Origin of the sequence: Bacteroides sp. AM54-2NS (assembly GCF_003602935.1) — a bacterium.
GTDB classification, from domain to species: domain Bacteria; phylum Bacteroidota; class Bacteroidia; order Bacteroidales; family Bacteroidaceae; genus Bacteroides; species Bacteroides xylanisolvens.
In genome coordinates, this window is record NZ_QTMZ01000009.1 from 52,331 (window position 1) to 64,951 (window position 12,621).

Annotated in this window: 4 protein-coding genes and 3 pseudogenes; 3 read left to right on the top strand and 4 right to left on the bottom strand. The window is 41.2% G+C overall.

The annotated features are described in order from the left end of the window. Window positions 1–392: 392 nt before the first annotated feature. The 4 genes and pseudogenes from DXA05_RS08050 to DXA05_RS08065 all read right to left on the bottom strand — a co-directional run bounded on the left by DXA05_RS08050 (window position 393) and on the right by DXA05_RS08065 (window position 5,448). Window positions 393–1,211: a LytTR family DNA-binding domain-containing protein gene (locus DXA05_RS08050; RefSeq protein WP_128859021.1), complete on the bottom strand. Its 819-nt coding sequence runs from the start codon at window positions 1,209–1,211 to the stop codon at window positions 393–395. Between the two features lie 3 nt (window positions 1,212–1,214). Next, a complete protein-coding gene (locus DXA05_RS08055; protein WP_008020765.1) occupies window positions 1,215–2,009 on the bottom strand; it encodes a LiaF domain-containing protein in 795 nt (264 codons plus the stop codon). A gap of 174 nt (window positions 2,010–2,183) precedes the next feature. Beyond that, window positions 2,184–3,761 carry a pectate lyase gene (locus DXA05_RS08060; protein ID WP_128859022.1) on the bottom strand — a complete coding sequence of 526 codons (1,578 nt, stop codon included), beginning with the start codon at window positions 3,759–3,761 and terminating at the stop codon, window positions 2,184–2,186. A gap of 47 nt (window positions 3,762–3,808) precedes the next feature. Next, window positions 3,809–5,448: pseudogene (locus DXA05_RS08065) on the bottom strand (pectate lyase). A gap of 297 nt (window positions 5,449–5,745) precedes the next feature. Between DXA05_RS08065 and DXA05_RS08070 the strand changes: the two are divergent. From DXA05_RS08070 to DXA05_RS08080, 3 genes and pseudogenes are all read left to right on the top strand, one after another. Next, window positions 5,746–8,966: pseudogene (locus tag DXA05_RS08070) on the top strand (TonB-dependent receptor). Between the two features lie 13 nt (window positions 8,967–8,979). Beyond that, window positions 8,980–11,006 (top strand): annotated as a pseudogene (locus DXA05_RS08075) (RagB/SusD family nutrient uptake outer membrane protein). Window positions 11,007–11,024: 18 nt separating this feature from the next. Then, window positions 11,025–12,620, top strand: coding sequence for a fibronectin type III domain-containing protein (locus DXA05_RS08080; protein WP_118194894.1), 1,596 nt, complete (start codon window positions 11,025–11,027; stop codon window positions 12,618–12,620). The last annotated feature ends 1 nt before the right edge of the window (window position 12,621 follow it).

Here is a 12,621-nt window from a genome sequence, read left to right on the forward strand (position 1 = left end):
GCGAGTTATGGAAAGTTGACACAAAATATCTTCAATATATTAAAAAATTCATAAATTCCATAAGATAAATTAATAAACATTGCTATTCAAAAAACTATTTAATTAGCTTTGTAATGATTTTAGGCATTGGCAGGAGGATACTTGTGAAAGTCTTGTGCAATTATTCCCCAATTATGATTTCATCTCACCATACCCCATGCAACTCTTGTCAATAAAATTATCCTCTTTATATTCTGAATAAGATATAAAGAGGATTTTTTAACGATATTATTCATTTCACTTTTCCAAAACAAAGAAGCGAGATCAATACTATTACCCAACCGATCTGCTAGATGAAACATTTATAACAGGGCTGTAGTGATAGTATATTACAAAATCAGAATAAACAGATTTTATATCCCCAACCGTTCTTTCAGCAACCGGTAGCCGGAAAGGCTAACCCGAAGTTTCACTCCATTCTTCAATAATAACTGATAGGTTTCTTTTCCAAAAAGCTCGACCCGGGAAATCTGCGTAACATTCACAATCGTAGAACGATGCACCCGAACAAATGTATCCGGAGAGAGATGAGTTTCAAAATACTTCATAGTCTGCTCTTTCAGGTATTCGCCTGTGGGGGTTATCAGCATCACATAATCTCCACATGCTTGTATGTAAATCAATTCGTCTGCCTTCACCAAATGAATCCGGGAGCCGTCTTTCACTGTAATACGATCTACCCATTCCATGGCTGACTCTTTCTGCTGTTCAGCCACATTCACCTGATGTACAGCCAGTTCTTTTTCCATTTCCAGGTTTTGTACTTCTTCTTTTGTGACTATCAAGCGGTACCATAGAGTAATGGCAATTAAAACCGGTAGTCCGAACAATAACCGGAAAGGGATTGTCTGCGCAAAAGGAACATAGGACACTCCTACAATTCTCACCATTATGTCACAGACCATAAAACTCCCTGCCAGCCAAAGCAGACTTCCAACGATAATCATAATTACATCCGTCTGGAACAACGAGACAAGACCGACCACAAACCATGCCAGATAGGCGATAGCCGCCAACCAACCGATCGTTACTATTCCATCTACCAAAGCGGGAAGATAATCGTTTCCGGTGTATCCACAGACTAAAGCTACTTGGAATACAACCAGAATCAATGCCAGCACCAGTATCGGAATCCAACGAAAAGGAGATTCTATAATCGGATGTGCTTTCATACGCTAGCCTTTAACCTCCAAGCCTCCGAAAGAAAGTGTTCCCCGAATTACCAACACACTCTCCTTATTTATATTTCCATTCTGCCAACGTTTATCATCACATCCTCCAAAGAAAGCATTGCATTTAAACACGACTTTCCAGTCAGAAGGGACATATATCTCAACTCCTCCCCAACTGCAATCCAAATCTATGTATGTTTCTCCGGGTGCAATATGGGTATGGCGCAAATCAATCGTCGTTCCTCCGAAAGATGTGCGAATGACAGCTCCTTTAAACAATTCGTCAAGCACCACGTGACGGGCAGCTCCCCAAACATTCTCGGCACGTAGAAAACCATCTACTGACTCTGCCTGCTGTTGCTCACTTTCAAAATTCATGCCGGGTTGTCCCTGATGCATCTTCATCCATTTCTGACGATGTTGCATGGCATGATGGTGTGCCCAGTGCCCCCGCCTGTTCTTGCCGGATTTAAAAAAGAATAAGACACCTGCTGTTATCAGAGCGATAGGCCATACCATTGCCTGCGAATTTTCGGGCAACCATGAAAGCCCTCCAATCAAAAAATACAAACCTATCAACAAAAGGATGATTCCACCGATGAAATGGCGGCGAATCATAGAATATATACCTAATATAATAAGGAGTGAATGCCAGGATACGATCATATCGAAGACTTCAGATGTAATCCATCCCATATTACGGGCAAACAGCAGAATCCCGGAAAGGATAAAAAGCGAAGCTATCAGTATTTTACCGGAAAAGCCTGTAGCAGTGGGAAATTTTTGTTTCTCTTCCATTGTCTCTATTATTAATTGATTAATGGTTCAAAGATACATCATTTCCCACTGCTTCTACAGCCTTTTCTGTTGATTTCCGGTATAAATTCCGATGAATGCCGGATAAAAACCGGTGAAACTGACTATAAAGTATCTTACCTGATAAAGATAATTCTTAAATACGATGTTTGCAGATTACTTCTTTCCACCGCTATTTTGTTTTTCAATAATGTCATGCACCAAACTATTCATATACATTTCCAGATTTGTATACTGGCCATATTTATCTATCGTTTTTCCATTGCCATCAGAAGCATCATGAGGATTTAATCCGAATTTTCTCTCCCATGCATCAGGCATACCATCATTATCAGAATCAATCAAGGTACTTCTTTGTAAAAGAACTGGCCATACGGAAACATTTTCCGAAGTATTTAACGAGAGCAAATCATCCTGACTATCTATCAATCCTGGTTTCGGATATCCTTCACTTTTCCAAATACCTCCTTCTCCATTATGAACATTCAAACCTTTATATCCAGCTGTTCTCGTACGTGTTTCCTTCACAATACGTGCATCCACATCATCTCGATGCAATGAACACCCCGCATAATCCAACACTTGTTTATAAGCATTGAAAGCAGAATGTGTTGTTACCGATGCAAATTCATGAGGTTTGTCCAATCGAATCGAGTCTTTAGTTTTTTGCGTAACTACTTTCTTATAATTATTCGAAAATTGATTGTAGACTCCATATTCCCAATTATTAGCTGTAGCCTTTTGGCTGTTTTTATCATCTGCCCCTCCATCTACAACGTTACCATCGATATAATACTTTCCCCACAGATACCCCCCATTCCTATTTTCTGTTGCATCTATAGCAAAAATCCGTCCACGTTTAGAGCCTGTCACCGTTGCAGGACCTGGTTTATAATAATTGTTCACTATATTAATATTCATCCTTTCACCACCATACGAACTGTTCATACCCCAATTATAGATCACATTATTGCGAAAATCTACATAATCACCATCACATTCTCCATTCTTACGTACCTTAGCTCCTAATCCGAAACGGGGATTCCGGCTATCATGATGGGCTAATAAATTATGGTGATAAGAAGAGTGTTCACCTCCCCAAATTCCTCCATATCCATGAGGACCTTTGGTATGTCCACCTAATCTAAGACTTTCAGAAATAATGCACCACTGCATAGTAAAATCATCATTTTCATAAAAAGAGGCACATTCATCTGTACACCAGCTGATAGAGCAATGGTCTATAATCACATTCCTTGCCCCTTTTCCTCCTAAAGCATCTGCACCGTCAGGATGCACACATTCTTTATTACCCATACGGAAACGTAAAAAACGGAGAATTACATTACTAGCATAATTTGTCACCGGATAACCCGCTATGCAAATACCGTTTCCTGGTGCAGTTTGTCCCGCAATAGTCAAATCCCCTTTCCGTATTTTTAGGTCTTTATGCAGAAATATTGTACCGGACACTTGAAAAATGATAGTACGAGGACCATCCCACTTTTCTATACCATAACGTAAAGTGCCAGGCATCCCATCATCTGCTAAAGAAGTAACAATATACACTTCACCTCCACGTCCGCCTGTAGTCATACGTCCATATCCTTCTGCTCCGGGAAAAGCAGCCAACTCTCCAAAATCAAGAGTGTTACCAATACCAGCAGAGGCAAAAGCAGCCTCATTTCCGATCAGAGTTAATAAAACGGTTAAACAACGAAAGATCAAATTCATATTCATATTTTTATTTATGGAATAATACAAAAATACACCAAATTTATTTATTGTACTCCTCCTTTATTCTGTTCCTCAACAATCTTTTGTACCAAGCTATTCATATACATCTCCAGATTTGTATATGTTCCTTCCTCATCTACTGTTTTACCATTTCGGTCAGAAGCATCATTCGGATTCAAACCATACTTTTTTTCCCATTCATCAGGCATACCATCATTATCCGAATCCTTCAGAATAACACCTTGTACCAATTCAGGCCATGCTGAAGATTCTCCAACAGGAATCACATCATCCTGACTATCAATGATACCTTTCTTTGGATACCCCACGCTTTTCCAATCAATACCTTCAACAACTCCCTGACCATTGTGCTCGTTCATTCCCTGATAGTTCGCAGTCCCGGTACGAGTCTCCTGAACAATACGTTCATCCACTCTATCCCTGTGCAAAGAACAACCTGCATAATCCATAACACGCTCAAAAGCCATACGGGCATCATGAGTGGTAACAGTACCTGTTTCTACAGGAGTAGTACGTTTAAGAGCTTTTTTTGTACTTTCATCCAACGTTCCATACTTTTTATCAAACTGATTATAACTCCGTACTCCCAGTTATCCTTTGTAGCCTTCATACAACGATCGTAATCAGCCGCACCATTAATTTGCCCATCATCCACCACATTTCCTTGGATAAAGAAATCTCCCCAAGTGTCAAAAATGGCCGGATATGATTTCTTATCCGAATCACTCACTTTTTTGTCAATGGCAATAATACGTCCACGTTTAGAAGTACCAGTAGGAGTGGCAGGCCCCGGCTTATAAAAATTATTCACAATATTTACATGCATGGCTTCTCCACCATAACAAGAGTTTCCACACCAGTTATAAATGACATTATTACGCATATCAACAATTTCATTCTCTTTTGTCGAATTAACTCCAGGACCTAGACGAGGATTACGGCTATCATGATGTGCCAATAGATTATGGTGAAAAGAAGCTTTCATACCTCCCCATATACCACCATAGCCATGAGGACCTTTTGTATGCCCACCTAAACGCAGACTTTCAGAAATAAGACACCATTGCAGTGTAAAATTCTCATTTTGATAGAAAGAAACACACTCGTCAGTACACCAACTCATAGAACAATGATCAATCATTATATTTTTATGATACCGGCCGCCAAAGGCGTCGGCTCCGTCTGCACTGACATCTTCTTTATTTCCCATTCGAAAACGCATAAAACGGACAATAACATTGTCTGCTTCCAAGAAAACCGGATAGCCAGCCAAACAAATACCATCCCCCGGAGCCGTCTGGCCTGCAATGGTCAAATCTCCATTCTTAATCTTTAAATCACCGTTTAAATGAATAGTTCCGGATACCTGGAAAATAATTGTACGTTTTCCGCTTAGTTTCTCAATACCATAACGTAAAGTTCCGTTCTGTAACTTGTCCTCCAATGAAGTAACAATATATACATCGCCACCACGCCCACCGGTTGTGTAGCGTCCATGTCCTTCTGCCCCAGGAAAAGCTGGTATCTTTTCATCTTGAGTTTCTCCAGTCCCTTCAGGTTCTTTAGGCAATTCATTTGCGTCACTACCATCAGTACACGCCAAGATTCCCAAAGCAAACAAAATGGCCAAACACCATTTACTTAGAATTATATCCATTTTCATACATTATTAGATTAATGAGGGCAAAAGTAGGCAGGATAAAGAAAAGTCTTGTTCAAATTTTGTTTTTCCAAATCATTAAAATCGATAAAACAAGGCTTTTCAAGCTATCATGTGTATTTTTTGTTTTAAAACTATTCTAAAAATGCCTGCCGGCTATTAAAAAACAAAAAATACTAGGTGAAAAACAAATATTGCACATATCTATATTCACATTCATATACTTTTGTACCGAGGAATTAACTCTAAATGTGAGTACAGAATCAAAACAATAACCATTAATTAATAAACATGCAAAGAATGTCTAACAAGGTGAAAAACATGCGCAGTTGGCTGCTAATGCTATTTGCAGCGATATCGCTTGGCGTATCAGCGCAAACAATTACCGTAAAAGGTAATGTGAAAGACACAACAGGAGAACTGATCATCGGAGCTTCTGTAGTAGAGAAAGGTAATACTACCAATGGTACAATTACTGATTTAGATGGTAACTATTCTATCAAGGTTCCTTCAAAAGCAACCCTTACAATTTCTTATATCGGAATGAAAACTCAGGATATTGCTGTAAAAGGACAAAGTCAAATTAATGTCACTCTTTCCGATGATACACAAGCATTGGACGAAGTTGTGGTAATTGGTTACGGAACCGTTGCAAAAAAGGATCTGACTGGTTCCGTATCTTCCGTTAGTGCCAAACAGATAGCTGCCATTCCGGTATCTTCTGCATCAGAAGCATTACAGGGAAAAATGGCTGGTGTATCTATTACAACGACTGAAGGTTCTCCTGATGCAGACGTAAAAATCCGCGTACGTGGTGGCGGTTCTCTATCTCAAGATAATTCACCGCTTTATATTGTAGACGGATTTCCCGTATCAAGTATCTCTGATATTGCTCCAACAGATATTCAATCGGTAGATGTATTGAAAGATGCTTCTTCTACTGCTATTTATGGTGCCCGTGGTGCAAACGGTGTTATCATCATTACTACTAAATCCGGTCAGGAAGGTAAGGTGCAAGTAAACTTCGGTGCATCTTACGGTTTGCGCAAAGTGACCAAGATGGTCGATGTGCTCAATCCGTATGAGTTTGTGATGTGGCAACAAGAATTAGACCAGAAAAGTTTTAATTATGGCACCTTTGACGATCTGGAGATTTATAAATCATACACAGACACCGACTATCAAGGAGAAATATTTGGTCGCACCGGTAATCAACAACAATACAATATTAGTGTCAGTGGTGGAAGCAAAGATACCAAATTCAATATCAGTTATTCACGTAATGACGAAAAAAGTATCATGTTGAACTCAGGTTTTGCCAAAGACAACATCAATGCTAAAATAAATACAAAAATCAACAAATGGCTAACATTTGACTTCAATGCCCGTTTATCCTATCAAAAAGTAAAAGGAACCGGAAGCGGTGCAGACGACAATCAATCGAGTGCAACCACTTCTGTAAACGCACGCTCTGTAGTATTTGCTCCTGTTGAAAAATTAATCAGCGGCGGCAGTGACGATGATGAAAACGTAAATAACGCACGTTACACGCCTATCGAAATATTGAACGCGACTTACAAACGTGTTAGCCGCTTCCAACAAAACTACAATGCCGGAGTAAACTGGGAACCCGTAAAAGGACTTAAATTCAGAAGCGAATTCGGATATGGATGGAAATACAATAATACTGACCAAGTATGGGGGGTGGAAGCTACAAACAACAGTAAATACGGAAATCCGGGAATGCCCCAAGCGTTATTAACCAAACTTATCAACAAGAACTGGAGAAACGCCAATACTGTAACATATAATAACGATAAGATGTTCAATTTGAACCACAGAATGAATGTCATGTTAGGTCATGAAGTATCCAGCAGTTACGACCACAAAACAACAATGACATCTGTAGGTTTCCCTAAAAACATGTCAATAAAAGAAGTACTTGCTAATATGGGACAAGGTCAGGCACTCCCCACAGATACATACATTGGTATCAAAGACAACTTGCTCTCTTTTTTCGGACGTATCAACTACACCATTAACGATAAATACCTGATGACTTTCACCATGCGTGCAGACGGCTCCAGCAAATTTGCCTCCGGCAATCAATGGGGATACTTCCCATCACTAGCTTTAGCATGGCGTATATCCGACGAAGCTTTCATGAAAAACGCCCAAGAATGGCTTTCCAACTTAAAACTTCGTTTAAGTATCGGTACGGCAGGAAACAATCGGATTCCCTCCGGGTCGCTGGAAACAACTTACTCACTGGCAGGTTCGGGAGACAAACATATCTATTTCAACAATACAAGCAGCGTGGTCCTGCAAAGAGGTAAAAACCTGTCCAACCCGAACTTGAAATGGGAAACAACGCTCACTCGTAATATAGGTTTGGATTTCGGCTTCTGGAACGGACGCCTTTCTGGTAGCTTAGATGCATACTGGAACACGACCAAAGATTTGTTGATGCAAACTACCCTCCCCAAAGGAGCTGGTTATGAGTTTCAATATCAGAATTTCGGTCAAACCTCCAACAAAGGAATTGAGCTTGCTTTAGACGCTATCCTTGTCGACCAAAAAGATTTCGGTCTGAATTTCAACTTCAACATTTCCTATAATCAAGCTAAAATTGACAAACTGCCTACAAATAAAATCTGGCAAAGCAGTGCTGGGGCGGTAGTCTCATCGCTGGTATCGATGATTTCCTAATTGAAGAAGGTGGAAGACTGGGTGAAGTATACGGTTATAAACTAGATGGTTTCTATACCACAGAAGACTTTACTTGGGATAATGGATGGAAACTTAAGGAAGGACGTGTCAATCCAACGGAATCGGGTATGAAAGTCAATAACTTCGGTCCTGGCTCACCCAAACTGAAAGCAAATGCAGATGGCAAAATCGAGAAAGAACGCCTTGGCAATACAATCCCGAAAATAACCGGCGGTTTCGGCATTAATGCACGATATAAGAGCTTTGATTTAAGTGCATTCTTCAACTATTCATTGGGAAACAAAATTATCAACGCTACCAAACTTGCTTCCGGATTCTATAGTGACACAAAAAAAGATTGGAATCTGAACAATGAATTCAACCTTAGCAAACGTTACACTTGGATTGACCCTGCCAACGGAATGGACATGACTTCCAAAAGCTATATCAACGAATTTGGAAGCGACTATGCCATCAACCGTCTAAACGAAATAAATGCCGGTGCCAGCATATTCAACCCTGCCTCCATCACACAAATTCCACTTTTGGACTGGGCTGTAGAAGACGGTGCCTTCCTGCGTGTCAACAACATTTCCATCGGCTACACATTGCCGAAAGCTTTCGTACAAAAACTACAAATGCAGAATGTGCGTATCTACTTTACAGGATACAACCTCTACTGCTTCACTAAATATTCCGGTGCCGACCCGGAAGTAGACACTTGTCGCAAAACACCTATGACTCCGGGCATAGACTATTCAGCCTATCCTAAAAGCCGTTCATTTGTAGGTGGTATAAATGTTACATTCTAAAACAGATACATATATGAAGTCAATTATAAAATACATCATTGGAGGAATGGGGTTACTGAGCATCACCTCTTGCAGTGATTTCTTAGATCAAAGCTCTCCTTCCGAAATCAAAGGCGACATGGTTTTCAACTCGCTTACTTTTACAGAACAAAGTTTGAACAAAGTATATGCAGGGCTTACCCTCGACCATACTTATGGTGCCCGCATCCCTCTGAATTTCGGATTCAATACAGATATTGAATTAGTAGATGCCGACGTTAACAAACCGGCTTCTTTCACCGAATCCAGCGAGCGCGCTTAGGTAATTACAATGGAGAAAGCATCAGCGGTTCCTGGTCAAAACTGGATGACAACTGGAAAAACTGTTTCGCCATTATTGAGGACGCCAATCTTGTCGTAGAAGGAATCCGTTCCAGCGAGTTGTTCCAAGAAGGAAATCCGGCACGCAACAAGATGGCTAATTTCTTGGGTGAGGCACTCACCATCCGTGCTATGGTCTATTTCGACCTTGTAAAAAACTATGGAGACCTGCCAATGAAATTCGAAACGACCAAGGTAGACGGTTCCAATTTATATGTAACCAAAAGCGACCGAGACGACATTATGGAACAATTGCTGAGCGACTTGGAAGAAGCTGCAAACTATCTCCCTTGGGCAGGCGAATCCGGCTATACGACCGAACATGCCACTGCAGGTTTTGCTCACGGCTTGTTTGCCCGCATCGCCCTTGCCAAAGCCGGCTACAGTATCCGCGAATCCTCCAAACCCGGCTACGAGACACTTGCCGGCTCTGACGGTACATACCCTACCCAACGTCCGGGAGAAGCAGAAAGAAAACTGTTGTACGAACGTGCACTGAAACATCTGACAGCTGTTATTGGAAGCGGTGTACACAAGTTGAATCCTTCGTATGCAGACCAATGGTTCCAAGTAAACCAGCGGAAGTTGGACAATACTTATAAAGAAAACCTATACGAAGTAGCACACGGCCTGAATAAATCCGGAGAAATGGGATATACCATTGGCGTGAGAATCAGCGGTGCAAGCAGCTACTACGGTGCTAAAGGAAACTCAAGCGGAAAAGTGAAATTAACCGCTCCGTTCTTCTGGTCGTTCGACCACTCTGACCTGCGTCGTGACATCACATGCGCCACTTATGAACTCAAAGAAGAAAACGGGCACATCAAAGAGAATATGCAGAAAAACGCCCCATTCGGTATCTATGTAGCAAAATGGGACATCCGCAAAATGAACGACGAATGGCTGAATGCTGCCCGTGCGAGCGACGCAAAAATTGGATATGGCATCAACTGGATTGCAATGCGTTATTCCGACATACTATTAATGTATGCTGAAGTTATGAACGAACTGTATGGAGCTGATGCAGCCAATCCTTTGGGTGAAACTGCCATGACAGCCCGTACCGCACTGACAGAAGTTCACAGCCGCGCATTCGACAACAAAGCCAATGCACAAGCGTATGTAGCTGCTATCTCATCAGGTGACGCTTTCTTCAACGCCATCGTGGATGAACGCGCATGGGAATTTGCCGGAGAATGTGTTCGCAAATATGACTTGATTCGTTGGGGATTACTCTCAAAGAAGATCGACCAATTCAAAGAAGACTACCGCCAACTCACTACCATAGCTCCAAAATACATCTTCTATAAGATGAAAGCCGATGATGAATATTCCATCGACATGAGTAGTATTTGCTGGTATGAATATCCTTCCTTTGTCAACGAAATCAATAACGAATTGGATGTCAAGAATGCCATAAAGAACGCCACAGATCCCAACTGGAAATACGTTCCGGGCTGGGGAACCTTCCCAAATGGAAAAATAGAGAAAGACGCAACTACAAAGCAAGAAGTGTTCAAAGAGGACGGAAGCACCTCCAACGACTCTAATCTCTCGGGATTAACAGACTACGTTAGTACCGGTCTAAACAAGACCGTAAAAAACAGGCATTTGATTCCACTAGGTAGTAAAACGATTTCAGAATCAAACGGAACATTAGCCAATTCATACGGATTCTAATTGATAAAAACGATTATTATGAAAATTAGTACAAATATACACACGCTATTAAGCATCATTTGCTTGACAGTTATTTCATTTTCGTCTTGCGATAAAAGTAATGACTGGAGTTCGGACGAACGATACAACCGCTTATTCCAAAGCAACAATCTTGCGGTTACTCCTCAAACATTCGAAGCAGAGGTTATTTGGAACGCAACTCCCAACACCGACTACTATATCATAGAGGTAAATAAAAACGAATTTACAAATGACGAACTGCAAGAAGGCTCTATCATCTACGGAGAAGACAAAGGCATTACAAGCAGCCCCTACAGTATCACAGGACTAGAAGAGCAAACGACGTATTACTTGCGTCTGCGTTCTTGCTCCGAATCTGCCCAACCGTCTAAATGGTGCACCTTAGAGGATGGCACTTTCACCACGAAGAGCGAACAAATTATCGAAGGTAGCAGCAACGTGACCAGCAAAAACGCCACCATCCGCTGGACTGCAGGAGTGGACGTTACCCACTTCCTCATCGAATCTACCGAAGGGGAGACACGCCGCGACATCACCGCCGACGAGAAAAATGCAGGCCAAGCTACATTGACAGGACTCAAAGCTGCCACCACTTACAAAGTTTCTATCTATAACAATCAGAAGTTGAGAGGAAACTGTAAATTTGAAACGACAGAAGACTTTCCGGAAGGATACACCATAGCCAACCTGAAAGAGGGCGATGACATTGATGCAGTTCTTACCGAACAACAAGGAGATGTAGTACTCGTCTTCCCTGCTGGAAGCACTTTCGAACGTACGGAAAAACTTAGCATTCCCGCATCGGTAAATGCAATTATCTTCTGGGGTGCCTCCGGTGGAGCACAGCCTAACTTCAAGCCCAAAGAAGTGACAGCCACAGAAAATACGACTTCTATCAAGTTTTATAACATGAACCTCTACAACAACGGTAAGAGTGGCGACTATATGATTAATCAGGATGCCATGACAACGGATGTAAACATCTCTTTCGACAAATGCAACGTATCCAAAACTCGTGGTATATTGCGTGTGCAAGGCGGCGGTGTGGATTGCTCCATCAATAGTATAGAGTTTACTAATACCACCTTCAGTGAAATCGGTTCGTATGGTGTCATCAACACTAAAGACATGACGGGAAATCTGAATTCCATTCATATCAGTAAATGTACATTCAATAATGTAGCAGCTACCGACGGACCGACATTTACACTAACAGCAAAAAATACAATGCATCCTATCACATTCAATATCGATCAATGTACATTCTATGCTTGCGATCAAAAAAGTGGAAAACACTTCATTGATGCAAACAAAGTGGAACTACACGATATCAAAATCACAAATTGCTTATTCGCCAACTGTGGTAGCAGCGATGCCAAAAACAAACTATGTAGCATAAAGGGTATCGTTAAAGAGACTTCCGACAACTGGTATACCACCGATTGCGCATGGCACAGTGAGGCACAAGCGATGTGCACCGAATATAGCAAAACATCTGCCGAACTCTTTGAAGATCCTGAAAACGGCAATTTCAAAATTAAAGACGCTTTATTCAAGAATCGTGCAGGCGACCCTCAATGGTTCAGTGAATAAT

Excerpts from the sequence above, each read along its gene's own strand:
- DXA05_RS08050 (WP_128859021.1), bottom strand. The coding sequence starts at position 1,211 with ATGAAAGCACATCCGATTATAGAATCTCCTTTTCGTTGGATTCCGATA.
- DXA05_RS08055 (WP_008020765.1), bottom strand. The coding sequence starts at position 2,009 with ATGGAAGAGAAACAAAAATTTCCCACTGCTACAGGCTTTTCCGGTAAA.
- DXA05_RS08060 (WP_128859022.1), bottom strand. The coding sequence starts at position 3,761 with ATGAATTTGATCTTTCGTTGTTTAACCGTTTTATTAACTCTGATCGGA.
- DXA05_RS08080 (WP_118194894.1), top strand. The coding sequence starts at position 11,025 with ATGAAAATTAGTACAAATATACACACGCTATTAAGCATCATTTGCTTG.